The organism is Pseudoxanthomonas sp. LjRoot143 (assembly GCF_964252945.1).
GTDB lineage: Bacteria > Pseudomonadota > Gammaproteobacteria > Xanthomonadales > Xanthomonadaceae > Pseudoxanthomonas_A.
This window is the reverse complement of sequence record NZ_CAXUPM020000001.1, coordinates 1,271,732-1,293,156: the sequence shown is the minus strand read 5'-3', so window position 1 is coordinate 1,293,156 and position 21,425 is coordinate 1,271,732. Positions and strand designations below refer to the sequence as shown.

The 21,425-nt window shown below is 69.2% G+C and carries 25 protein-coding genes; 14 read left to right on the top strand and 11 right to left on the bottom strand.

Annotated elements, in window-relative coordinates; genetic code table 11:
• Positions 1-14 precede the first annotated feature (14 nt).
• From ACSQ1W_RS06060 to ACSQ1W_RS06045, 4 genes are all read right to left on the bottom strand, one after another.
• A complete protein-coding gene (locus ACSQ1W_RS06060; RefSeq protein ID WP_436042296.1) occupies positions 15-644 on the bottom strand; it encodes a GIY-YIG nuclease family protein in 630 nt (209 codons plus the stop codon).
• Positions 645-647: 3 nt separating this feature from the next.
• Positions 648-1,565 carry a Ku protein gene (locus ACSQ1W_RS06055; protein WP_436042295.1) on the bottom strand — a complete coding sequence of 306 codons (918 nt, stop codon included), beginning with the start codon at positions 1,563-1,565 and terminating at the stop codon, positions 648-650.
• A gap of 81 nt (positions 1,566-1,646) precedes the next feature.
• The gene (locus tag ACSQ1W_RS06050) at positions 1,647-1,913 is read right to left on the bottom strand and encodes a DksA/TraR family C4-type zinc finger protein (protein ID WP_436042293.1); all 267 of its coding nucleotides are present in this window, start codon (positions 1,911-1,913) and stop codon (positions 1,647-1,649) included.
• A 96-nt stretch (positions 1,914-2,009) separates the two neighbouring features.
• Positions 2,010-2,936, bottom strand: coding sequence for a M14 family metallopeptidase (locus ACSQ1W_RS06045; RefSeq protein ID WP_436042292.1), 927 nt, complete (start codon positions 2,934-2,936; stop codon positions 2,010-2,012).
• Between the two features lie 121 nt (positions 2,937-3,057).
• Between ACSQ1W_RS06045 and ACSQ1W_RS06040 the strand changes: the two genes are divergently transcribed.
• Positions 3,058-3,900 (top strand): class I SAM-dependent methyltransferase, encoded by an 843-nt coding sequence (locus tag ACSQ1W_RS06040; protein WP_436042291.1) that lies wholly within the window; start codon positions 3,058-3,060, stop codon positions 3,898-3,900.
• Between the two features lie 82 nt (positions 3,901-3,982).
• Positions 3,983-4,588, top strand: a complete 606-nt coding sequence (locus tag ACSQ1W_RS06035) for a DUF1579 domain-containing protein (protein WP_436042290.1) — start codon at positions 3,983-3,985, stop codon at positions 4,586-4,588.
• Here the strand turns inward: ACSQ1W_RS06035 and ACSQ1W_RS06030 are convergent.
• Together ACSQ1W_RS06030 and ACSQ1W_RS06025 are read right to left on the bottom strand one after the other, a co-directional pair.
• A complete protein-coding gene (locus tag ACSQ1W_RS06030) occupies positions 4,570-5,574 on the bottom strand; it encodes an AraC family transcriptional regulator (protein WP_436042288.1) in 1,005 nt (334 codons plus the stop codon). The two genes, ACSQ1W_RS06035 and ACSQ1W_RS06030, sit on opposite strands and share 19 nt — an antisense overlap.
• Position 5,575: 1 nt before the next feature.
• Complete coding sequence (locus tag ACSQ1W_RS06025; RefSeq protein ID WP_436042287.1) at positions 5,576-6,121, bottom strand: OsmC family protein; 546 nt, start codon at positions 6,119-6,121, stop codon at positions 5,576-5,578.
• 223 nt (positions 6,122-6,344) lie between these two features.
• On the opposite strand from ACSQ1W_RS06025, the gene ACSQ1W_RS06020 reads away from it, so the two are divergent.
• Together ACSQ1W_RS06020 and ACSQ1W_RS06015 are read left to right on the top strand one after the other, a co-directional pair.
• On the top strand, positions 6,345-7,178 hold the full coding sequence (locus ACSQ1W_RS06020) for a class I SAM-dependent methyltransferase (RefSeq protein WP_436042285.1): 834 nt from the start codon (positions 6,345-6,347) through the stop codon (positions 7,176-7,178).
• Between the two features lie 2 nt (positions 7,179-7,180).
• On the top strand, positions 7,181-8,005 hold the full coding sequence (locus ACSQ1W_RS06015) for a class I SAM-dependent methyltransferase (protein ID WP_436042283.1): 825 nt from the start codon (positions 7,181-7,183) through the stop codon (positions 8,003-8,005).
• 16 nt (positions 8,006-8,021) lie between these two features.
• Here the strand turns inward: ACSQ1W_RS06015 and ACSQ1W_RS06010 are convergent, their stop codons facing one another.
• Positions 8,022-9,218, bottom strand: a complete 1,197-nt coding sequence (locus ACSQ1W_RS06010) for an alpha/beta hydrolase (RefSeq protein ID WP_436042281.1) — start codon at positions 9,216-9,218, stop codon at positions 8,022-8,024.
• A gap of 274 nt (positions 9,219-9,492) precedes the next feature.
• Between ACSQ1W_RS06010 and ACSQ1W_RS06005 the strand changes: the two genes are divergently transcribed.
• The 6 genes from ACSQ1W_RS06005 to ACSQ1W_RS05980 all read left to right on the top strand — a co-directional run bounded on the left by ACSQ1W_RS06005 (position 9,493) and on the right by ACSQ1W_RS05980 (position 11,908).
• Positions 9,493-9,654, top strand: coding sequence for a hypothetical protein (locus ACSQ1W_RS06005; protein ID WP_436042280.1), 162 nt, complete (start codon positions 9,493-9,495; stop codon positions 9,652-9,654).
• On the top strand, positions 9,651-10,121 hold the full coding sequence (locus ACSQ1W_RS06000) for a YaiI/YqxD family protein (protein WP_436042278.1): 471 nt from the start codon (positions 9,651-9,653) through the stop codon (positions 10,119-10,121). The genes ACSQ1W_RS06005 and ACSQ1W_RS06000 overlap by 4 nt, the downstream gene beginning before the upstream one ends.
• A gap of 7 nt (positions 10,122-10,128) precedes the next feature.
• Positions 10,129-10,449 carry a DUF6122 family protein gene (locus ACSQ1W_RS05995; RefSeq protein ID WP_436042276.1) on the top strand — a complete coding sequence of 107 codons (321 nt, stop codon included), beginning with the start codon at positions 10,129-10,131 and terminating at the stop codon, positions 10,447-10,449.
• Positions 10,450-10,656: 207 nt separating this feature from the next.
• Positions 10,657-11,319, top strand: a complete 663-nt coding sequence (locus ACSQ1W_RS05990; RefSeq protein ID WP_436042274.1) for a class I SAM-dependent methyltransferase — start codon at positions 10,657-10,659, stop codon at positions 11,317-11,319.
• Positions 11,316-11,633 carry a YkgJ family cysteine cluster protein gene (locus ACSQ1W_RS05985; RefSeq protein ID WP_436042273.1) on the top strand — a complete coding sequence of 106 codons (318 nt, stop codon included), beginning with the start codon at positions 11,316-11,318 and terminating at the stop codon, positions 11,631-11,633. The genes ACSQ1W_RS05990 and ACSQ1W_RS05985 overlap by 4 nt, the downstream gene beginning before the upstream one ends.
• Positions 11,634-11,644: 11 nt before the next feature.
• Positions 11,645-11,908, top strand: a complete 264-nt coding sequence (locus tag ACSQ1W_RS05980; protein ID WP_436042271.1) for a hypothetical protein — start codon at positions 11,645-11,647, stop codon at positions 11,906-11,908.
• Between the two features lie 28 nt (positions 11,909-11,936).
• Here the strand turns inward: ACSQ1W_RS05980 and ACSQ1W_RS05975 are convergent, their stop codons facing one another.
• Positions 11,937-12,746, bottom strand: a complete 810-nt coding sequence (locus ACSQ1W_RS05975; protein WP_436042269.1) for a GNAT family N-acetyltransferase — start codon at positions 12,744-12,746, stop codon at positions 11,937-11,939.
• A 147-nt stretch (positions 12,747-12,893) separates the two neighbouring features.
• Positions 12,894-13,943 (bottom strand): S66 peptidase family protein, encoded by a 1,050-nt coding sequence (locus tag ACSQ1W_RS05970; RefSeq protein WP_436042267.1) that lies wholly within the window; start codon positions 13,941-13,943, stop codon positions 12,894-12,896.
• 145 nt (positions 13,944-14,088) lie between these two features.
• Here ACSQ1W_RS05970 and ACSQ1W_RS05965 point away from each other — a divergent pair, with 145 nt between their 5' ends.
• From ACSQ1W_RS05965 to ACSQ1W_RS05955, 3 genes are all read left to right on the top strand, one after another.
• A complete protein-coding gene (locus tag ACSQ1W_RS05965) occupies positions 14,089-15,615 on the top strand; it encodes an esterase/lipase family protein (RefSeq protein ID WP_436042265.1) in 1,527 nt (508 codons plus the stop codon).
• Positions 15,616-15,734: 119 nt separating this feature from the next.
• Entirely contained in the window at positions 15,735-16,352 is a 618-nt protein-coding gene (locus ACSQ1W_RS05960; RefSeq protein WP_436042263.1) for a dihydrofolate reductase family protein, read from the top strand.
• An 85-nt stretch (positions 16,353-16,437) separates the two neighbouring features.
• On the top strand, positions 16,438-16,917 hold the full coding sequence (locus ACSQ1W_RS05955; protein ID WP_436042262.1) for a VOC family protein: 480 nt from the start codon (positions 16,438-16,440) through the stop codon (positions 16,915-16,917).
• Positions 16,918-16,926: 9 nt separating this feature from the next.
• On the opposite strand, the gene ACSQ1W_RS05950 is transcribed toward ACSQ1W_RS05955, so the two are convergent.
• Positions 16,927-18,066, bottom strand: a complete 1,140-nt coding sequence (locus ACSQ1W_RS05950; RefSeq protein WP_436042260.1) for a helix-turn-helix domain-containing protein — start codon at positions 18,064-18,066, stop codon at positions 16,927-16,929.
• Positions 18,067-18,256: 190 nt separating this feature from the next.
• On the opposite strand from ACSQ1W_RS05950, the gene ACSQ1W_RS05945 reads away from it, so the two are divergent.
• Positions 18,257-19,057 (top strand): DUF2306 domain-containing protein, encoded by an 801-nt coding sequence (locus tag ACSQ1W_RS05945; protein WP_436042258.1) that lies wholly within the window; start codon positions 18,257-18,259, stop codon positions 19,055-19,057.
• A 39-nt stretch (positions 19,058-19,096) separates the two neighbouring features.
• Here ACSQ1W_RS05945 and ACSQ1W_RS05940 read toward each other — a convergent pair whose 3' ends face one another.
• On the bottom strand, positions 19,097-21,235 hold the full coding sequence (locus ACSQ1W_RS05940; RefSeq protein ID WP_436042256.1) for a prolyl oligopeptidase family serine peptidase: 2,139 nt from the start codon (positions 21,233-21,235) through the stop codon (positions 19,097-19,099).
• Positions 21,236-21,425 lie beyond the last annotated feature (190 nt).

Here is a 21,425-nt window from a genome sequence, read left to right as displayed (position 1 = left end):
ACCGGATGCGCCCCTCAGCGCGGCGCCAGTGTGTTGCGCATCAGCCAGGCCTGCAGCGCCGGAGATACGGCATCGTCCAGCGGCACCCCGACCACCGCATAAGCGTCCAGTGCATCCCGCAAGGCGGCCAGCGGCGGCCACGCCGTGGCGGAGGGCCACGCCTCGGGCGTGCCACAGCGCGCGATCGCCGCCTGTTCACCGGCGTCCAGCCCGTCGCGCCCGGCCCGAAGGCGTTGCGCGACCCAATCGCGTAGCGGCGCGTGCACGACGAACCCTTGCAGGACCAGGTCATCGCGTACACCCTCCAGCACCGTCAGCGCGCCACGGAACCATTCGGTATGCCCGGCCGCCTTCGCCGGCACCTGCAACGGCGGCAGCGCCAGATGCTCGCGCAGCACGCGCTTCCAGCGGGTTTCCCAACTGCGCGCCTCGCGCACGCTGCCGGCCTCGGCCAGCCAACCGCGGTCGAGGTCGAAGAATTCGTACCAGCGCGGCGAGAACGCCCGCATGCGGGCCAGCGGATCGATGGCGATGCCCAGCTTGGCGTGGTCTTCGTACGCGCAGGGCAACACGTACAGGCATGCGCGTCCGCTGGCCCCGGTGCCGACGCCGTCCACCGGCACGATGCGGCGCCCGCCCGCCATGGATCAGCGCGAGGCCGCCTTGCGTGCGCGCTTGGCGGGCGCCTTCTTCGCGCTCTTGGCGGCCTTCTTTGCTGTCTTCCTGGCGGGCGCTTTCTTCGCAGCCTTCTTGGCCGGCGTGCGCTTCTTGCTGTCCAGGCTCTGCTGCAGCAGCGCCATGAAGTCCACCACGTTGGTGGCGGTGTCCTCGCGCTCGGCCGCTTCTTCGTCCACGATCTTCGTGGTGGCGCCCCGGGCCTTGATGCGCTTCTTGATGATCGCCTCCAGGCGCTTACGGAACTCGTCCTGGTAATCGTCGGGCTTCCATGTCGCCGACATCGAGCCGATCAGCGTCTCGGCCATCTCGCGCTCCTTGGCGGTGATGCGGTAGTCGCTCGCCTTGCCGCCCGGCAGCTTGTACTCCTCCGGGTCCACGAGTTCCTGCGGATAGCGCAGCATCATCAGCACCAGCGCATCGCCCTCCGGTACCACCGCGCACAGGTACTCGCGCGTGCGGATCACCACCCGCGCCACGCCCACCTTGCCGGTGCGCTCCAGCGTGTCGCGCAACAGCACGTAGCCCTTCTCCGCCTTCTTGCCCGGCACCAGGATGTAAGGCTTCTCGAAGAAGCGCAGGCCGATCGCATCGCGGTCGACGAAGGCCTCGACGTCGACCGATTCATGCGTCTGCGGCGCGGCCGAGGCGATGTCTTCCTTCTCGACGACCACGTAGCTGCCCTTGTCGTACTCGAAGGCCTTGACGATGTCCTTCCACGGCACTTCCTCGCCGGTGTCGGCGTTGACGCGCTCGAAGCGGATGGGCTTCTTGTCGCGGGAGTCGAGCATGCGAAAGCTGATGTCCACCTTGCGTTCGCCGGACATCAGCGAGACGGGGACGTTGAGGAGGCCGAACGACAGCGTGCCGGTCCAGATGGGGCGAGCCATGGCGTGCCTGCGGGGACGGAGGGGCAGCCATCGTGTGCAGCCAGGACGGAAACGGATGTGAAGACATCCGCAGCACGCGGATCAGCGCAGCTGGCTGTCCTTGCTGCCGCGCCGGTTGTACAGGCCGGCGCCCTGCTCTTCCTGGTCGGCCGCTTCCTGGCAGTCCACGCACAGGCGCACGCCCGGCACGGCCTTCTGGCGCGCCACCGGAATCGGTTTATCGCATTCCTCGCAGTGCGTCAGGCTTGGCCCCTTGGGCAACGCGCGGCGTGCACGCTCGATGCCGTCCTTGACGGTCGCATCGATCTGGTCCTGCACGGCGCCATCGCCGGCCCATCCGGTTGCCATGGTGGTCTCCTCGCGGATCGCGGTTGCCGGGACAGCTTACGCCGCCGCCGGCAACGGGTTACTCACGAACAGGAATGGGGCCGATGCGGCCCCGCCTCAACCGTGCGCCAGCGCGTAGTCGATCGCGGCCACCACCGCCGCCACCTGCGCGTCGTTGCATTGCTGCGGCGTGGCCTTGGGGCTGTCGGGGTACACCTCGGTGATGGTGGTGTAGCGCGCCTCGGTGATGCCGGTGCACAGGCCCAGCGACGTCACCGGGTACTCGATCACGCCCTCGGCGACGACCGGGGAACCGATGATCTCGCCCTGCGCATCGGCCGGCGCGATATGGGTCACCGCTGCCACGGCGGCGATCACCGCCCGCTGGAAATCCGGCTGCCGACGCTCGCTGTCGTCCACCAGGTAGAAGCCGTCCGGGATCTCGCCCGGCTCGTAAGGCTTGCCATCGCGCGCCGCCAGCGCGGGACGGAACTCGGTCTCGTCGCTGTCGGTGGTCTCGTGCAGGTCGATGTGCATCAGCACACGGTCCTTCAGCGGTGCCACCAGCGCGATCAACGCCGCGGATTCCTGTGCGGGGCTGTCGGCACGGAACGAGCGGTTCGGGTCCAGCGCATCGGCGTTCCAGCGGTGGTTGCGTTCGTAACCCCACGGACTGACGCACGGCACGACCAGAATATTCGCCTTGCCCGCGTAGTCGGCTGCGCGCTGCTCCAGGAACTGCAGCGCGCCGTGCACGCCGCTGGTCTCGTAGCCGTGCACGCCGCCGGTCACCAGCATCGTCGGCAACACCTCGTCCCAACCGCGGCTGCGCACGGCGAACAACGGATAGGTCTCGCCGGGGCCGTAGTCGAGGGTGCCGTACTGCTGCACGTCGAAGCGTTCGCGCAGCGCGTCGATCGCGACGACGACATCGTCCACGTACCGGCGGCGCACGCGCTGCTGCGCGCGCCACTGCGCCTTGTCCGCCGCGTCCCAGGGCTGGCCCGGGGTGCCGATGGGATGGAAGCGGTCGAATGTGGTCATGGCAATCGCGGCTGCAGAACAAGGGTCCGCACTATACCAGTGGGGTCTACATCACTCGCTGGACTGTCTTCTGCGCGCCAACGCGGCGAAAATGCCGTGACATTCCCTGCACGAACGCCCGATGCCCCGCTACACCGGTCCCCTGCTCACCCGCGATACCGCCACTGCCCTGCTCGCCGCCCGCGAGCGCGGCGAGGAACGCTGGACGGGCTCGCTCGATCTCGGCCGTTCGCAGGGCGACGCACGCCTGGAAGCCGACCGCTGGGATTGGGGCGGCGTCGCCTATCCGTATGCCGGCAAGCTCAAGGAGCGCACGCTGTACTGGTGGGACGGCGAGGACTTCGAGCCGGTATCGCGCTACCAGGGATCGCTGATCAAGCTGGTGCCCACCGAATGGGGCGTACCCACCTTCGAGATCGACGGCATCAAGATGCTGCCGACCTCGAAGGAATCCCCGCTCGACGACGCGAAGCGCAAGGTCGCGCTGGTCGAGCCGCGCGGCAAGACCGTATTGGATACCTGCGGCGGGCTGGGTTACTTCGCCGCCTGCTGCCTCGACGCCGGTGCCGCCCGCATCGTGTCGTTCGAGAAGAACGCCGACGTGCTGTGGCTGCGCACGCTGAATCCCTGGTCGCCCGATCCGGACAGCGTCGGCGCCGGCGGCCGCCTGCAGCTCACCCATGCCGATGTGTCGCAGGCGATCGCAGGGATACCGACGGCATCCGTCGACGCGCTGCTGCACGACCCGCCGCGCTTCGGCATCGCCGGCGAGCTGTACTCGCAGGCGTTCTACGACCAGCTCGCACGCGTCCTGCGCCGGGGCGGCACCCTGTTCCACTACACCGGCAGCCCCAACAAGCTGACCACCGGCCGCGACGTGCCCGGCGAGGTGGCCAAACGCCTGGAGAAGGCCGGCTTCAAGGCGCAACGGGCGCTGGATGGCGTGGTGGCCGTGCGCCGCTGACCGCATAGCGGCCGCCTTCACGCCGCCTGAGCGCGGACGGGCGCACAACGTCGCCACCGACACCCCGGGAAGGAGGCGTTCCATGCATCGCACGACCCTGTTGTCCGTTGTTGTTTCGGTGGGACTGCTGGCGGCCTCGGCCGCTTGCGCACAGGACAAGAAAGCCCCGGCGATGACGCCCGAGATGCAGGCGCAGATGGAGGCCTACCAGAAGGCCGGCACGCCCGGCATCGAACACGGCAAGCTGGCCGCCATGGCGGGCAACTACGACCTGACGGTGAAGAGCTGGTATGCGCCCGGTGCGCCGCCAAGCACCGATCCCGGCACGGCGACGCGTCGCATGATCCTGGGCAACCGCGTGCTGGTGGAGGAAGTGACCTCGTCGATGATGGGCCAGCCGTTCACCGGCCAGGGCCTGCATGGTTTCGACAACGTCACCGGCAAGTACTGGGCGACCTGGAACGACAGCATGAGCACCGGCGTCATGCTCAGCGAGGGTACGTGCGACGCGCAGCTGGCCTGTACCTACACCGGCACGCACCACGATCCGGTGACGAAGAAGCCGCAGACCAGCCGCATGACCAGCCGCTGGACCGACAAGACCACCGAGGTGTTCGAGATGTATGGTCCCGGCCCGGACGGCAAGGAGGTCAAGATGATGGAGATCACCTACAAGAAGCGGCCATAGGCCCGCCTCTGTGCGTGCGCGGCCTGTCCCGTGTCGGCCAGGCTGCGTCGCCACGCCGCGGGCGGCTGGCCGTATTCGCGCCGGAACGCGCGGCTGAACGAGGTGTCGTTCTGGTAGCCGACCTCTTCGGCCACGCGCGACAGCGGTGCATTGCTGCGACGGAGCAGGTTGGCCGCCATCACCATCCGCCACTGCGTGAGGTACTGCATCGGCGAGGTGCCGACCAGATGCTGGAAGCGTTCAGCCAGCACCGAGCGCGACGTCCCTGCCGCGCGCGCGAGGTCCGCCAGCGTCCAGTCGTGCGCAGGCCGCGCGTGCATCGCATTGAGTGCGCCGCCGACGACGCGGTCGCCCAGTCCGGCCAGCCAGCCGGCGTGGCCCTCGCTCTGCTGCACGTGCTGCCGAAGCATCTCGATGAACAGCAGTTCGGCCAGCTTGGCGAGCAGGCCGTTGCCGCCCGGCCGCGGCGACGTCGATTCGGCCAACGCATAGCGCACCGACGACTCCAGCCAGGGACCGGCATGCGTGTCGCGCAGGTTCACGCGCACGACCGCTGGCAAGCCATCCAGCAACAGGCGCGCGAGTCGCGTATCGCAGGCCAGGTAGCCGCAGACGATGCGCGTCGGGGCGCCGCCGCCGCCGTAGGCCAGCTTTCGCGGCCGGCTGGAGAACAGCTTCTTCAGGTTGGCGGCGGTGCGCGGCGGTGGCAGGCCCGGTGCGGACGCCATGCGGTGCGCGCAGCCGTTCGGGAACATCACCACATCGCCCGCGCGTACCGCGACCGGCGCGGCACCGTCCATTTCGATCAGGCATTCGCCTTCGGTGATCAGATGGAAGATCACCACCTGTTCGGCCGACGGATCCAGCCACGGCGCGGCGAGCGCCGCCTTCGGCGACTGGTAGCACCAGGGCGCGCTGAAGCGCGCGTTGACGAAGAACGCCCCGGACATCTGCACCACGCGCAGGATCTCCGACAGCGCGTCCATCTCAGGTCGTCCCTGCTTCGCCGACACTGACGGCCACCGTCATCGTCGGCTGGCCGGCGATCGCACCCTGCATCGGCGAACGGCGCAAGGCTTCTTCCACCAGCGCATGCAGGCGACCGGGCGGCACGCCGGCCGCGGCCACGTTGACCTCCACCCGCACCGACACCGGCCCTGCCTGCACGGCGCCGCCTTCGACATCGCGCATGCCCAGCAATCCGCGCGTGTCGGTGCGACTGCCGACCTCGACGTCGAGCCGATCGAGGACGATGCCCTGCTCGGCGGCCACCATCGCGATCGCGGTCGTCGCGCAGGCCGCGATGCCGGCGCGGAAATACCAACCCGGCGATGGGAGTTCGCCGCCGCCGCCGAGTTCGGCCGGCATGTCGGTACCGATCTGCAGGCCCGACGCGTGCGTGGCGGTGACACGCATGCCGCCCTTCCAGCATGCGCGGGCGCTGACATCGTCGTGCAGGCCCTTGTCGGGCCGGCGGGTGAAGACGGCAACGGCGCGCTGCAGGGCTGCGTTGATGTCGTGGTGCGTGTCCATGGCGGGAGGTCGATTCACGGTCTGCGGTACAGGGGCGGATTCTGCTCCCGATAACGCCACCCGCCGCCCGCCGAGGCCAGCCGTCGGACGCACGGCAAGGAATCCAGGCCGCCGGGAATGGCCGGAATCCGGCGCGGACGCACAGCCAGTTCCGGCAGACGCGGGGTCAGGACGCCGCAGCGAGCCGACGGCAACCTGCGCCTCCCCAACCGGAGTGCTCCTGATGAACGCTGTTCCCGCTTCCCTCCCCGCTTCCCCCGACCTGGCCTCGATCAAGCAGCGCCAGCAGGCCGCCTGGTCCAGCGGCAACTACGCCGTGGTCGGCACCACCTTGCAGATCGTCGGCGAGCAATTGGCCGAGGCCGTCGACCTGCGCTGGGACGAACAGGTCCTCGACGTCGCCGCCGGCAACGGCAACGCCACGCTGGCCGCCGCGCGCCGGGGTGGCCGCGTCGTCTCCACCGACTACGTGCCCGCCCTGCTCGACCTCGGCCGTGCCCGCGCCGACGCGGAGCAGTTGCAGGTCGAGTTCCTGCCGGCGGATGCCGAAGCGCTGCCCTTCGCGGACGACCAGTTCGACGTGGTGCTGTCCACGTTCGGCGTGATGTTCACCCCCGACCATGCACAGGCCGCGAACGAACTGCTGCGCGTCTGCCGCCCCGGTGGGCGCATCGGCCTGGCCAACTGGACGCCGGACGGCTTCATCGGCCAGATGTTCAAGGTGCTCGGCCGTCACCTGCCCCTGCCGGCCGGCGTGCAGCCGCCGTCGCTGTGGGGCACGCACGCACACCTGCATGCGCTGTTCGGCGAGCGCGTCAGCGCCATCTCGGCGACGCCGCGCCTGTTCAACTTCCGCTACCGCTCTGCCGCGCACATGGTCGATGTGTTCCGCACCTGGTACGGGCCGGTGCAGAAGGCCTTCCAGGCGCTGTCGGCGGACCGTGCCGCGGAACTGGAAGACGACCTGATCGCGCTGATGGAACGCATGCGCGCCGGCACCGGCGATGGCCTGGTCGTGCCCAGCGAATACCTGGAAATCGTGGTCACGCGCCGGTGAACATGCAGGCGAAACTGCAGCGCCGCATCCAGCGTTATGGATGGGACCTGGCCGCGAGCCGCTACGAGGCGTTGTGGGAAGCCTCGTTGTCGGCGGCGCATCGGCGCCTGCTCGACCTTGCCGCGCCGGCGCGCGGCGAGGCCGTGCTCGACGTGGCGTGCGGGACCGGCGTGATCGCCCTGGCTGCCGCCCGCCAGGTCGGTCCCACCGGCCGCGTGCTCGGCACCGACATCTCAGAGCGCATGGTGGAACAGGCCACGCAGCGCGCCTGGGACCTGGGCGTGGCGAACGCGGCGTTCGCGCGCATGGACGGCGAGCAACTCGACGCGCCGGCCGGCAGCTTCGATGTGGCCTATTGCGCGCTCGGACTGATGTACATGCCCGATCCCGGGCAGGCGATGCGCGAAATCCACCGGCTGCTGAGTCCCGGCGGCCGCGTGGCGATCGCCGTGTGGGGCCAGCGTGCCCGTTGCGGCTGGTCGTCGATTTTCCCCATCGTCGACGAGGAGGTGTCCAGCGAAGTCTGCCCGCTGTTCTTCCAGCTCGGCCACGCGGGCATGCTGGACGACCTGTGCGCACGCACCGGCTTGGTCGACGTGCAGGAGCAGCGGGTCGACGCCGTGCTGAGCTACGCCAGCGGCGAGGAAGCCTGCGACGCCGCTTTCGTCGGTGGTCCGGTGGCGATGGCCTGGTCGCGCTTCGACGCGCCCACGCGCCGGCGCGTGCAGGCACGCTACCTGCGCGCGATCGCGCCCTGGCGCTGCGGCACCGGCTATCGCATGCCGGGGGAGTTCGTGCTGGCGGTGGCGCGCAAGCCGCTGCGGTGACGCCGGGCTTCCGGAATCACGGCGGCGGCAGGATCTTCCAGAACATGCCGGTGCCCAGCTTCACCGACTGCAGCGGCTTGCGCTGCGCGGCGGGCTGGTTGGCGCGGAACATCTCGCGGATGTCGCCCATCACCTTGTCCGACTCCATGAAGTAGGAATGGGCCAGCATGCTCTGGTCAACGCCGGACACGTCGATGGTGTCCACGCCGCCGACCAGCACCACGCCCTCGCTGGTGTCGCCGGCCCGCGGCCCACGGTTCACCTGCTTGGACGCCTTCAGCGCCATGTCTTCGGACGAGGCGTACAGCGTCACCCGTCCACTGGCCGCACTCAGCGCCGGCGCCAGCTCGGTGCGGAACACCTTGGCGTCGATGTCCGGCGCCGCCAGGATGATGCCGCGGAAGCGCCCGCGCAGTTCGGGCCGCTTCGTCACCAGGTTGCGGATGGCCTGGGTGACGCCACGCGTGCCCATGCTGTGGCCGATGACGTACAGGTTCTGCGCCCCCGAGCGGTCCGCCATGTCGGCCAGGAACCCTTCGATCAGCGGCACCGAGCGCGCGATGCTCTGCTCGTCGGTGAAGTAGCCTGCCAGCGCCGCCTGCGACGGCCAGCTGTAGAACACCGGCGCACCATCGAAACGCAGGTCGTAGGCCAGCTGCGCGGTGCGCCGCGCCGCATCGCGGAAGCCGACGTTGTAGCCGTGCACGAACACGAAGGCATTGCTGCCGCGCGAGTCGTCCACGCGTCCACGCAGGCGGGCGAAGAACGGCGCCCGGTCCAGCCGCGCCACGTCCTGCAGGATGACGTGCTGCTTCGGATCCTCCTTGAACTCCAGCAGGTACCAGCGCGGGGATTCCAGTTCGCCCGCCACGTGCACCTTGGGAATGCTGATGCGCGCGGTGCCGTAGGTCAGCTCGCGCGCGACGCCGGCGGTGAAGCGGTCGCCCGGCGCGGCGGTCGCGAAGGCGGTCGCGGGCATGCGGTTGGTGGCGTAGAACACATCGATATTGACGAAGTCCGCCTTGGGCGGCGGCGTTACTCGTGGGGTCGGCGACGGCGTACCGGTCGGCGGCGGTGGAGGTGGAGGTGGCGGCGGAGGGGGTGGCGGCAACGCCGGCACGTCGTCCGGCGGAGGCGGCGGCAGTTCCCTTACCTTCTTCGAACAGCCGGCCAGCAGCAACGCCACCAGCACCAGGCAAAGAATCCGCCGCATCGATCACCCCATGGAAGACGCCATGGACGCCCTTTCCCCGGGACGCCCGACGCCCGCGATGGTAGCGCAGCGCCCGCACCGTCCACGAGCGTCGCCCACCGCGCCGGAAGGCCCCAGCAGCCGGCGTCACGCAGGGCCGGCCGCACCCGGACACCCCCGCAAAACCGCTCAGCGGCCACGTGCCGCAGGACACCCGCGTGGAAGCCGGCTATCGTGTAGGCCTTGGCGCCCGGCCTTTTCCGGCGCCCACCCCTCATTACAGGACCCCCCCAGCATGGCCAAACCCAATTATTCGTTCGAGAAGCGCCAGCGCGAGCTGGCCAAGAAGAAGAAGAAAGACGAGAAGGACGCCAGGAAGCGTGCCGAACGCGACGCCGGCCGCGCCGACGGTGCCCCCGAGGCACCGGAATCCGAGTCCGACAACGCACCGGAATGACGGACGGTGGGGGCCCCGCCGCCCAGATCTGGGTGGATGCCGATGCCTGCCCCGCGCCGGTGAAGGACATCCTGTTCCGCGCCGCCGAGCGCGCCCGCGTGCAGGTCACGCTGGTCGCCAACCAGTGGCTGCGCACCCCTCCCTCGCGCTTCATCCGCGCCCTGCAGGTCCAGGGTGGCTACGACGTGGCCGACGACGCCATCGTCGAACGCGCGCAGGCCGGCGACCTGGTGGTCACCCAGGACATCCCGCTGGCGGCGCGCGTGCTGGCCAAGGACGCGCAGGCGATCAATCCGCGCGGCGACCGGTTCACGCCCGACAACATCGCCGAGCGCCTGTCGATGCGGAATTTCATGGACGAACTGCGCGGCGCAGGCGTGCAGACCGGCGGCCCGGCCGCCTTCAACGCCCGCGACCGCCAGGCGTTCGCCAACCAGCTCGACCGCTGGCTGGCCACGCGCCCCTGAATCCGTCGTGTCCGATTTCGAGATCCGCGCCCCGCTCCACCTGCTGCTGCATGTCATCGTGCCGGTCGTCGTCGCGCGGGTGTTCTGGCCGAAGGACTGGAAACGCGCCGCCCTGTGGATGCTGGCAGGCTGGGTGATCGATCTCGACCATCTGCTCGCCGATCCCATCTATGCGCCCGGCCGCTGCAGCATCGGCTTCCATCCGCTGCACACCTGGCCGGCCATCGCGGTCTATGCCGGACTGGTGCTGCCGAAGAGGACCCGCTGGTTCGGCATCGGCCTGCTGATCCATATCGTGCTCGACGGGATCGACTGCCTGCTGATGTAGGCCGTCCGCCAGTCCGATGCCGTCGGTCGCCACCTGACCCGCCCGTTCAGTTCCAGCGGCGTGCTTCAGGCGCGAACGGAGCCGACAGCGTAGGATGGCCCCGTTACACCCTTCTGCGTCCCGTCCGACCGCCGACAACGTCGCCCGCTGCGCTTTCCTTCACGCATCCCGCTCCCTGCGCGCGCGGATGCCCCCACGGGAGCGCCCATGTCGGGCTATCAGGTCCGCGAGACCCGCCACGCCGTCGGCGGCCATGTGTATCGCCTGCGCGTATTGAGCGACAAGCAGCAGTTCGGTGATCCCGATGGGCATGGCGCACGCAATGGCATCTCCGCGGCGCAATGGAGCCTGTTCGGCCAGGTGTGGCCCGCCGGCCGCCTGCTGGCGCAGGCGATGCAGCGGTTCGACATCGCCGGCAAGCGCATCCTCGAACTGGGATGCGGCATCGGCCTTGCCAGCCTGGTATTGCAGCAGCGTGGTGCGGACGTGGTCGCCTCCGACGTGCATCCGCTGGCGGAGGTGTTCCTCGCCTACAACGCGGCCCTGAACGGCCTGCCTGCCCTGCACTACCGGCAACTGCGCTGGGATACGCCTTTGCCGACGCTGGGACGGTTCGACCTGATCATCGCCAGCGACGTGCTGTACGAGCGCGACAGTGCGGACGTGCTCAGCCATGTCATCGAACGGCATGCGTCGCCGCGCGCGGAAGTGCTGATCACCGATCCGGGCCGCGGCAACAGCGCCCGCTTCAGCCGCCTGCTGGATGGACAGGGCTTCAGCGTCGAGTCCGAACCGTGCCCGATGGACGATGCCGATGGCCCGCCGCACCGCGGCCGCCTGCTGCACTACCGTCGCGAGCTGAACGCATGAATGCCGTCGCCGCACCGAAGGTACCGCTGTGCGAACGCTGCGACGCGGTGTGCTGCCGGCTGACGGTGGTACTGCAGCCGGAAGACCGCATTCCCGCCCACCTGACCACGCATACCGACGCCGGCCTGCATGTGATGGCACGCGACGAAGAAGGCTGGTGCGTGGCGATCGACAGTGCACGCATGTGCTGCTCGATCTACGACACCCGCCCGGAGATCTGCCGACGTTTCGTCATGTCGGGCGCCTATTGCCGCGACGTGCGCGCGGATTACCTGGATCGCACCACGCGGGGTATCCCGCTCACGCTGTACTGAAGGAAGACACCATGGGCCGTCCACGCAAAACCGTTTCCGACGACACGCAGGGCGATACGCCGCGCGGACCGAGCCGGGTATTCGCCCGTCGCCCCGCGGGCGACCGCGGCGCGCTGACCCACGACACCCTGGAAGCCGACATGGACGCTTTCCGCCGTGCAGGCGGCACCATCGAAGTGCTGGGGACGACCGCGACGCTGCGGAAGATCGGTCAAGCCGATACGACCGATGCCCCGCTAGCGACCGACAGCAAGGCAGCCAAGCCCCGCCGCTGAATCCGTCGACGACGGAAGCGAACGCCGCTCAGCCGGCCGGCATGCGGACGAACAGCGGCACCGCGCCGACGTCCCGGAAACCGAGGCGCCGATAGACCGTATACCCCGCGTCGGACGACTGCAGCGCACCCACGCGGTACCCCAGCGCCTGCGCACGCCGCAGCGGCTCAGCAGTGACATGCGTGCCCAGTCCGCGCCCGCGCGCGTCGGCGAGCGTGGCCACGCAGTAGAGGCCGGCCAGGCCGTCGTCGAGGAACATCATCGACGTGGCGACGATGCGATCGCCTTCCAGGATGGCGAAGAACTGGATCGCCGCGTTGTCGGTCGCGTCGGCGCCGAGGGCTTCGGGCGAGAGCATCCGTGCCAGGTCCCGCGGCAGTTCGTAGCCGCTGGCGACCACGTCGGTCCATTCGCGGAAGCGCCGGTCCGCCACGATGCGCTGGAACGTATGGCCCGGCGGCAACGAGGTCGGCGCCAGCGCGCCGATGTCCACCGCCATCGCCGGCATCGCACCGTGCGCCTGGAAGCCGCGCGCCGACAGCACGCCGGCGAGATGCTCGCTGGCGCCGTGCAGGCAGATGACGGCCGAGGGCTCCGCGATGGCCAGCAGCGGCGTGACCGCGGCGATCGCCGCCTCGTCATGGTCGTCCCACGCAAGGATGGCCACGTTGCCCAACGGATGAGGTTCACCGGAGATCAGGCGGAACCAGTCCGCATCGGCCACCCCGCCCTGCGGTTGCATGGCCAGCCGCCAAAGGTGGTCGAGGTGGCCGGCGACACGCGCGCCGATCGTGTCGGCGCAGGCCGCGATCGACACGACGGGAGGCGATGACGGCATGGCGGGATTCCCTGCAAGTGAAGCGAACGCTCACCACCCGACCGCATACCGTGGGTGCGGCCTGCCGTAATGCCGATCGCCTCGAGGCCCCCTGCGTCCCGATAGTCACACCGCCCGGTCCCGGACACAAGCCGGGACCGACCGGCGTCAGCTGGCGAACACCGGCTCCAGCATCCGGAACGTGCCCGCATCCGCATCCATCTCGACCTTTCCGCCGACGGGGACGATGAACTGCTGGCGGATGTGGCCGATCATCGCGCCGCGATAGACCGGCACCTTCAACGGCGTGAAGTAGTCGTCGAAGATCTGCGGCAGCGTCAGCGAGCCGTAGCCGCCGCCGGGATCGCAGTCGGTGCATTCGCCGAAGATGATGCCCTTCACCTTGTCCAGCGCGCCCATCAGCCGCAGCGTGCTGAGCATGCGGTCGATGCGGTACGGCGCCTCGGATACGTCCTCCAGGAACAGGATCTTGCCGCTGAAGTCGGGCAGGTACGGCGAGCCGGCGAGCGCCGTGAGCACGGTCAGGTTGCCGCCCACCAGTTCGCCCTGCGCCTTGCCGCCGGTGAGGGTGACGGTGCGATTGCGTCGCTGCACGAGTTCGTCGCCCTTGTCGGCACTGTTCGCGTACTGCATCCGTTCGCGCTGGAAGAACACGCGGCGGAACTGCTCGGCATTGAACGCATTCCAGCTGCCGATGCCGATGGGACCGTGGAAGCTGACCAGCCCGGCCTGGGACAGCAGCGCGTTGTGCAGCGCGGTGATGTCGGAGTAGCCGAGCAGGATCTTCGGGTTGCGACGGATCGCCGCGTAGTCGAGCAGCGGAAGCAGGCGCGCGGCACCGGAACCGCCGCGGGCGCAGACGATCGCCTTCACCTCGCGGTCGGCGAACATCGCGTTGAGATCCCCGGCCCGCTCCGCATCAGTGCCGGCAAGGTGTCCGTAGCGGGATGCCAGGTGTGGCGCCACCTTGACCTTCAGGCCCAGCGCTTCCATCGCTTCCTGCGCGAGCTGCAGGTCGAACGGCTCGTCGGTGGCACCCGACGGACTCACCAGCGCGACCGTGTCGCCGGGATTCAGCGCCGGCGGCAACAGGCGCGATCGCGGGGTCGCCGCCGACGCCGTGGAGCCGAGCGCGAACGGTACGGTGGACGCAGCGGCCATCAGTGCCGCACTGCCAAGGAAATGTCGCCTGTTCATGCCACCTCGATTGGACATCGCATGGATCGGAGCTTCATCCTAACCGCTGCGGACCGGTGGACGCATGCACGGCCCCTGTCCTTCGGACGCCGGCTTTGTCGTGAACCTCGGGTAATCATGCGATGACACGAAGGGAGGCAAGCCCATGGCCAGGATCCAGCGGCCGTTCTATCCGATCATCTATGTGCGCGGCTATGCGATGACCCGCGACGAGGTGATCCAGACCACCTCCACGCCCTACATGGGCTTCGAGGCCGGTTCGACCAAGATCCGCCAGGCGCAGGACGGGCGCATCGTGAAGTTCGTGTTCGAATCACCGCTGGTGCGGTTGATGAAGGATTACGACTACCGCGACACCTATGCCGCTGGTGCCGAGAACGCCGGCAAGCTGTCGCCGCGCAGCATCGTGATCCATCGCTACTACGACGCCGCCGATCCTGCGTTCGGCGACGGCAAGGCGTTGTCGATCCCCGAGGCCGCCAAGGCGCTGGCCGCGCGCATCGTCGACCTGCGCGAACGCATCTGCGGCAACAACGAGGCCGACCGCAAGGCGTTCCGCGTCTACCTGGTCGCGCACTCGATGGGCGGCCTGATCTGCCGCTGCCTGCTGCAGAACCCCGACGTCGCCACCGCCGAGGTGCGCGGACTGGTGGACAAGGTGTTCACCTACGCCACCCCGCACAACGGCATCGAGGTCGGCGGCATCAACGTGCCCAGCCTGCTGTCGATCAACGACATGAACAACTTCAACCGCGGCGTGATGGCCAAGTACCTCAACGTACCCAAGGACAAGGTCAACACGCTCGGCGACTCCGGCTTCCCGCCGGAGCGCTTCTTCAGCCTGGTCGGCACCAACAGCCGCGACTATGCCGTCGCCCACGGGCTGTCCGCGATGGCCGCCGGGCAGATGAGCGACGGCCTGGTGCGGATCGAGAACGCCTACGTCGCCAACAGTCCACGCGCCTTCGTCAACCGCAGCCACAGCGGCTTCTTCGGCATCGTCAATTCCGAAGAGGGCTACCAGAACCTGTCGCGCTTCCTGTTCGGCGACCTCAGCGCCACCGCACGGCTGGACATCACCGCGCTGCCGTTCCCACCGGAGATCGAACAGGCGCGCAAGCGCGGCAAGAAGATCGCCTCGTCGTACTACATCGAGACCACGGTGGCGCCGCGCGGCGCCTACACCTACGACCTGACCTCGCGCACCAAGGCGCACGAGAGCGCGGTGCGGCGCGAGTACGCCGAACTGTTCGACCAGGACGGCAACCTGATCCGCAACGCCCGCGCGCCCACGCTGTTCTCGGTCTACCTGGACAGTTCGAAGATCACTGCCGGCAGCGAAGTGTCGTTCTCGATCGACCTGGCCGTGTCGACCGCCGGTTACGAAGTGGACGGCGCGCTGTTCCTCAAGCAGCACATCCCCGGCGAGTTCCTGTTCCGCGACACCCTGGTGCTCTTCGCCAAGCGCAACGACGACGGTACCTGGGCGCTACGCTATGTCTGGGCCGACGAGCACTGGGCGACAGGGCCCAAGAACGCGGCCGAAGTCGCCCGCATGGGCAAGAAGGCCGTCGGCGTGGCGCAGACCGCGCCTACGCTGTTCGCGGTCCCGGTGGCGTCGAGCAAAGGCTTCCAGGCCCAGCTGAGCATCGCGCTGTCGCCCTGGGTGTAAACGACGTCCCGTCCGCCCGGTGCCGCCGGCGGCCGGATCCGGCAGCCGTGTCGATTCCGTCCGTGCCCGTTCGTCGCAGGGTGGAGAGGCGGACCTGACGATCCGCCGGGAAGCACGACATGAGCAGACTCATCGCGGCCGTCATGGTCAGCCTCGACGGCGTCATGCAGGCCCCGGGCGGGCCGGACGAGGACACCAGCGGCGGCTTCGCCCACGGCGGCTGGGTGTGGCCGTACGCGGGCGAAGACGAGGCGATGGACGGCCTGTTCGCGCAGCCGTTCGCGCTGCTGCTGGGAAGGCGCACCTACGACATCTTCGCCGGCTACTGGCCGCAGGTACCCAGCGACGCGCCGCACGGCGGCATCGCCGATGCCTTCAATGGCGCCACCAAGTACGTCGCCACCCATCATCCGGACACGCTCGCCTGGCAGCACAGCCATGCGCTGGGCGCGGACGTCGTCTCGGCGGTGCGCGCGCTCAAGCATCGCGATGGACCGGACCTGGTGACCCAGGGCAGCAGCGACCTGCTGCACCAGCTGCTGGCCAGCGATGTCGTCGACGAGCTGCGCCTGCTGACGTATCCGGTCCTGCTGGGGCGCGGCAAGCGCCTGTTCGACGACCGTACGCAGGCCGCGTCGTTCCGGCTGGCCGCCTCGCGCACCACGAAGACCGGCGTGACCGTCAGCCGCTACCTGCGCAACGGCGACGTGCGCACCGGCTCGTTCGCAAACGACTGATCGCGCCCGCTTTTCACCCGACGTTTCCACCGGGGCGTGATGATCGCCCCACCCCTTTGTCCTGCATCCGCTCCTGGAGATTGCCATGACCCCGAAGAACACCATTTGCCTCTGGTACGACAACGACGCCGAGGAAGCGGCGAACTTCTACGCGAAGACCTTCGCCGACAGCGAGGTGAAGGCCGTGCACCGCGCGCCGGGCGACTATCCGTCCGGCAAGGAAGGCGACGTGCTGACGGTGGAGTTCACCGTGTTCGGCATTCCGTGCATTGGCCTGAACGGCGGCGATGCGTTCAAGCACAGCGAGGCGTTCTCGTTCCAGATCGCCACCGACGACCAGGAAGAAACCGACCGCCTGTGGAACGCCATCGTCGGCAACGGCGGCCGCGAGAGCGCCTGCGGCTGGTGCAAGGACAAGTGGGGCCTGAACTGGCAGATCACCCCGCGCGTGCTGACCGATGCCATGGCGAACCCGGACCGCGCGGTGGCCAAGCGCGCGTTCGCCGCCATGATGACGATGCAGAAGATCGACGTCGCGAAGATCGAGGCGGCGGTACGCGGCTGAGCTCCGTCCTCAGCGTGGCGCCGACGGCAGCGCGGTCTCCGTGCTGTCGTCGGCGACGGCCTCGACCACCTGCACACGGCAGGCCGCACGATAGGCGCTGGGCGTGCAGTCCATCGCCGCCTTGAAGGCGCGATTGAACGGGCCCAGCGAGGCGAAGCCCGCATCGCCGCTGATATCGAGGATGCTGTCGGCCGCCTCCGGCTCCGCCAGCCGGCGGCAGGCGTAGGCGATGCGGTACCGGTTGACCAACTGGTTGAAGTTCTTCTCGCCCAGCGCCTGCGTGATGAGCCGGCTCAATCGATGCTCCGGCACGCGCAACCGCCCGGCCAGGTCCAGCACCTTGAGTTCCGGTTCGCGGTAGACCTGCAGCACCTCCAGCTGGTGCTGCAGGGCGGCTGCCAGTCGCACGTCCTCCGCCGTCAATGGACCCTGCGTGCGCGGTGCCGACGACTCGTCCTCCTGCGCTCCCGACGCTGCCGCTGGCGGGGTCCGTGTCGCCAACGGAGCGCGCCGGCGGTGGCGCAGCGCGACGTGGGTGAACAGCACGATCACCATGACGCACAGCGCGATCGCCCCGGATCGCGTGTCCGCGAAGGCGGGCCAGGTCTTGCCGAGCGCACCGATCAGCGTCGTCGACAGCACGCAGCCGGCGAACACCGCCATGAACCCCAGACGCAGCCGGCGCTCGGCGCGCGGCAACCGCGGCGACCAGCCACGCAACGCTTCCACGAAGGTCAGCACCAGCAGGGTCGAACTGGCCAGCGTCAGCAGACTGTCCAGTGCCGATGCCCACGGCGACATCTCGCCCTGCACGCCCAGGCTGGCGACGCGATACCCCGCGATCAGCAAGGCGACACCGGCGGCCACGCCCACCTGCACACGGCCCACGCCGCCGTCGCCGCGGAACAGCGCCCGCGACACCAGCCAGAATCCGTTGCAGGTCGCGCTGCCGCCGATGGCGACCGCCCACAGCATCCAGGTCGGTGCGCCGTGCATCCAGGGCGACATCAGCGACAGCGCCATCGAGCCGCTGACGACCGCGAACAGCACCTCGGCGTCGCGCCGGGAGCGCCGCAGCAGGAGCACCAGCAAAGAGATCGTCGCCACCGCCACCGCGATTCCCGTCACCATCGCCTGCCAGCCATGCATCGCATCGTCCTCCCGTGTCCGCCTTCAGGGTCGACGACAGGCCCGTCGGCGGCAAGCGCCATCGGTCACGCCCCACCCTCGCGTGAACACCGATTTTCCATCGCCGATCCGGCTGGCCGATTCGCGAATCGGCGGGACGACACCCGCAGCGGTCGCCATCGTGCCGGGCATCTACCGCTGGAGACGCCCCGTGAACGCATCGCTTCGCCCCACCCCATCGCGCCTGCTGTCTGGCGGCGCGATGTTCTGGTTCGCCACCGCCACCCTCGGCCAATGGGCCTTCGTCGTCTTCATCGCCCTGTTCTTTGGCGGCGCCCTCGCCACCGGCGATGTCGCCGGCGTCAACGCCAAGCCGCATGTCACCGGCTACGTGCCGGGTGACATCGTCGGCAATGTCCAGTTCCTCGGCCATGCGCTACTGGGCGGACTGGTGACATTCGCCGGCACTTGGCAACTGATTCCGGTCCTGCGCCGGCGCTGGCCGGCCGTGCACCGCTGGAACGGACGCCTGTTCCTCGCCGTCGCCCTCGCGGTCACGCTGGCCGGCTTCTGGTTGGTGTGGGTGCGCGGTTCGCGGCTCGGCATCGGCAGCGATCTGTCGACCTCCCTCAATGGCCTGTTGATCCTCGGCTTCGCCGTGCTGGCCTGGCGCAGCGCCCTGCGCCGCGATATCGCCACCCACCGCCGCCACGCCCTGCGCGCCTGGCTGCTGGTCAACGGCGTGTGGTTCCTGCGTATCGGCATCATGCTGGCCGGCCTGCTGCTGACCCCGCTCGGCGTCAAGATCGACTATCAGGGCCCGGTCTTCATCGGCGTCAGCGTCGCCAGCTGGCTGCTGCCGCTGGCCGTGCTGGAACTGTACTTCCGTGCCGAGCGCTCGCGAAGCGCGAGATTCCAGATCGCCATGGGGGGCGTACTCGGCATGCTCGCCCTGCTGACGCTGGCCGGCAGTGTCGCGGCCGCCGCCTTCATGTGGTGGCCGGTGCTGTAGGCGGAACCCGAGCGCATGACCTGCACCCGGGCGGCCGGGTCACTTGGCAGGCGACGCGAAATCCGTGCGTCCGGCCTGCGCCAGGGTGAAGGCGTAGATGTCCGTCCACACCTCGTCCAGCTGGCTGCGGCTGGAGCCCATGCCGTGGCCCGCGCCGAAGTCCAGGCGCAGCAGCACCGGCACCCTGCCGTCCTGCGCGGCCGCAAGACGCGCCGCGTACTTGGCACTGTGGAAGGTGGCCGCGCGGGGATCGTTGAGGCCCGACACCACCAGCGTGGGCGGGTACGCCTGGCCGGCACGGATGTGCTGGTACGGGTCCAGGTCGTACATCGTCCTGAACGTCGAGGCATCGGTGATCGGTCCGCCCCACTCCTCGATGTCGGCGTAGTTCTGCTCCGAGACGTAGCGGACCGGGTTCATGAAACCGACATTGGCGATGGCGCCCGCGAACAGGTCCGGGCGCTCGTTGATGGCACCGCCCAGCATCACGCCGCCGGCGGAGGTGCCGATCAGCGTGATCGACGTCGACGAACCGATCTGGTCGGCGACCAGCCTCTGCGCCACGTCGATGGCATCGCGCCACGTCGTGGCCTTGGTGGCCGCCTTGCCGGCGTAGTGCCAGTCGCGGCCGAACTCGCCGCCGCCGCGCACGTTGGCCAGCGCATACACGCCGCCGCGATCGAGGAACGCCAGCAGGCGCGCATTGAAGCGCGGCAGCGCGGCGTAGCCGTACGAGCCGTACGCTTCCAGCAACACCGGCGTGGTGGCGTCGAGGGTGGCGCCTCGCTTCATCACCAGCGTGTACGGTACCTGCGTGCCGTCGCGCACGGCCACCTGGCTGCGCTTCGCCTCGTAGCTGGTGGTATCGAACGGCGGCCGCGGCACCAGCGCCAGATCCTTCAACTGGCCATCGCGCAGGTCCAAGCGGTAAATCGTGGCCGGGGTAAACCAGCCGGTCATCGCCACCAGCACATCGGGCGACTGCGCCCAGCCCTGCAGCGCGGTCACCTGGCCGTCGAACGGAAGTGCGACCTGCTGCGCCTTGCCGTCACCGCCAACGCGCCACAGCCCGGAGGCAGGACCGTCCACGGTACGCACCAGCAGGCCGTCGCGCACCGCCAGGATCGATTCGATCACCGGCTTACCCGGCAAGGCCACGGCACGTGCAGTGGCCAGGTCCGGCGCCGTCGCCGACATCTGCAGCACCTGCCCGCCGGACGCCTGCTTCTTCGAGATGAGGTAAAGCCGGTCGCCATCCAGGCTGAAGTCCACGACCACGTCGTCGAATCCCGCGACCGGCGTCCAGGTCGCCTGTCCCGCCATCGCGCGATCGGCATCGGCGCGGTAGATCGCCACCTCGCTGCGGCCGTCGCGGACCATCGCCAGGGCGGTGCGGCTCGCCGGATCGAAAATCACCGGCAGGAACTGCTCGGCCTTCGCGCTGATGCCACCCTGCCCGCGCACGGCCAGCACGGTGTCTTCGGACGTGCCATCCAGGCGATGCAGGCGCGGTTCGTTGCCGACGAAGTACGTGGGCGTGCCGGGTTCGCCGAGGAACTTGAGGTAGCTGAAGGCCTCGCCGTCGTGCGTCCACCCCATCATCCAGGCATGCGGGATCGCGACCGGCAGGAAGGCGCCGCCGTCGACCTCCAGCACGCGCAGCGTGGAATGCTCGGTACCGCGCTTGGACAGCGCCACGAGCACGTGCCGGCCGGTTGGCGAGGCAGACCAGCGATCGATCACCTGGTCGCCGTCGGCGTTCTTGAGGGTGCTCGGGTCCAGCAGCACGCGGGTGCGGCCATCGGCCTCGCGCACCATCAGCTTGGTGTCCTGCTCGCCGGCCGCGCGGATCTCGTGGAAGACGCGGCCGCCGGCCTGCTCGGCCTGCCCGACCGTGGTCAGTTCTCCGGAGCGCGCCGCGACGTCGGCCAGCAGCGCAGCCCGACCCGGCATCGCGGCGAACGCACCCTGCGTGTGCTTCGCCTGCGCCTGCAGCCACGGCATCCAGTCCGGGTCCTTGCCGCTCTCCATCCAGCGGTAGGGATCGGTGACCTGGGTGCCGTAGTAGTCGTCGGTGACCGGCTGGACCTTGGCGACAGGCGCCTGCGCCAGCGCAGCGGTGAACGGGATCATCGCCACGAACAACAGCAGCGGACGCAACGCACGTGCAGTCGGCATTCGGTCTCTCCGGAAGGGCCCGCGGCTCCCCGGCGGGCTGACGAGGTAAGCACGACGGCGCCGGGGAGAACCGGACAGGCCGCGCATCGCCATGCCGGTACCGGACCGCACGGCGCGGCGCGGTCGCGACGCTCAATCCTCGGCCATCGCCGCCGTTATCGAGGTTACTGATAGCATGGCGCGCCACCGG

Bases quoted from the DNA above. Each gene is read 5' to 3' on its own strand.
- ACSQ1W_RS06060 (WP_436042296.1), bottom strand. From the start codon at position 644: ATGGCGGGCGGGCGCCGCATCGTGCCGGTGGACGGCGTCGGCACCGGG.
- ACSQ1W_RS06055 (WP_436042295.1), bottom strand. From the start codon at position 1,565: ATGGCTCGCCCCATCTGGACCGGCACGCTGTCGTTCGGCCTCCTCAAC.
- ACSQ1W_RS06050 (WP_436042293.1), bottom strand. From the start codon at position 1,913: ATGGCAACCGGATGGGCCGGCGATGGCGCCGTGCAGGACCAGATCGAT.
- ACSQ1W_RS06045 (WP_436042292.1), bottom strand. From the start codon at position 2,936: ATGACCACATTCGACCGCTTCCATCCCATCGGCACCCCGGGCCAGCCC.
- ACSQ1W_RS06040 (WP_436042291.1), top strand. From the start codon at position 3,058: ATGCCCCGCTACACCGGTCCCCTGCTCACCCGCGATACCGCCACTGCC.
- ACSQ1W_RS06035 (WP_436042290.1), top strand. From the start codon at position 3,983: ATGCATCGCACGACCCTGTTGTCCGTTGTTGTTTCGGTGGGACTGCTG.
- ACSQ1W_RS06030 (WP_436042288.1), bottom strand. From the start codon at position 5,574: ATGGACGCGCTGTCGGAGATCCTGCGCGTGGTGCAGATGTCCGGGGCG.
- ACSQ1W_RS06025 (WP_436042287.1), bottom strand. From the start codon at position 6,121: ATGGACACGCACCACGACATCAACGCAGCCCTGCAGCGCGCCGTTGCC.
- ACSQ1W_RS06020 (WP_436042285.1), top strand. From the start codon at position 6,345: ATGAACGCTGTTCCCGCTTCCCTCCCCGCTTCCCCCGACCTGGCCTCG.
- ACSQ1W_RS06015 (WP_436042283.1), top strand. From the start codon at position 7,181: ATGCAGGCGAAACTGCAGCGCCGCATCCAGCGTTATGGATGGGACCTG.
- ACSQ1W_RS06010 (WP_436042281.1), bottom strand. From the start codon at position 9,218: ATGCGGCGGATTCTTTGCCTGGTGCTGGTGGCGTTGCTGCTGGCCGGC.
- ACSQ1W_RS06005 (WP_436042280.1), top strand. From the start codon at position 9,493: ATGGCCAAACCCAATTATTCGTTCGAGAAGCGCCAGCGCGAGCTGGCC.
- ACSQ1W_RS06000 (WP_436042278.1), top strand. From the start codon at position 9,651: ATGACGGACGGTGGGGGCCCCGCCGCCCAGATCTGGGTGGATGCCGAT.
- ACSQ1W_RS05990 (WP_436042274.1), top strand. From the start codon at position 10,657: ATGTCGGGCTATCAGGTCCGCGAGACCCGCCACGCCGTCGGCGGCCAT.
- ACSQ1W_RS05985 (WP_436042273.1), top strand. From the start codon at position 11,316: ATGAATGCCGTCGCCGCACCGAAGGTACCGCTGTGCGAACGCTGCGAC.
- ACSQ1W_RS05980 (WP_436042271.1), top strand. From the start codon at position 11,645: ATGGGCCGTCCACGCAAAACCGTTTCCGACGACACGCAGGGCGATACG.
- ACSQ1W_RS05975 (WP_436042269.1), bottom strand. From the start codon at position 12,746: ATGCCGTCATCGCCTCCCGTCGTGTCGATCGCGGCCTGCGCCGACACG.
- ACSQ1W_RS05970 (WP_436042267.1), bottom strand. From the start codon at position 13,943: ATGAACAGGCGACATTTCCTTGGCAGTGCGGCACTGATGGCCGCTGCG.
- ACSQ1W_RS05965 (WP_436042265.1), top strand. From the start codon at position 14,089: ATGGCCAGGATCCAGCGGCCGTTCTATCCGATCATCTATGTGCGCGGC.
- ACSQ1W_RS05960 (WP_436042263.1), top strand. From the start codon at position 15,735: ATGAGCAGACTCATCGCGGCCGTCATGGTCAGCCTCGACGGCGTCATG.
- ACSQ1W_RS05955 (WP_436042262.1), top strand. From the start codon at position 16,438: ATGACCCCGAAGAACACCATTTGCCTCTGGTACGACAACGACGCCGAG.
- ACSQ1W_RS05950 (WP_436042260.1), bottom strand. From the start codon at position 18,066: ATGCATGGCTGGCAGGCGATGGTGACGGGAATCGCGGTGGCGGTGGCG.
- ACSQ1W_RS05940 (WP_436042256.1), bottom strand. From the start codon at position 21,235: ATGCCGACTGCACGTGCGTTGCGTCCGCTGCTGTTGTTCGTGGCGATG.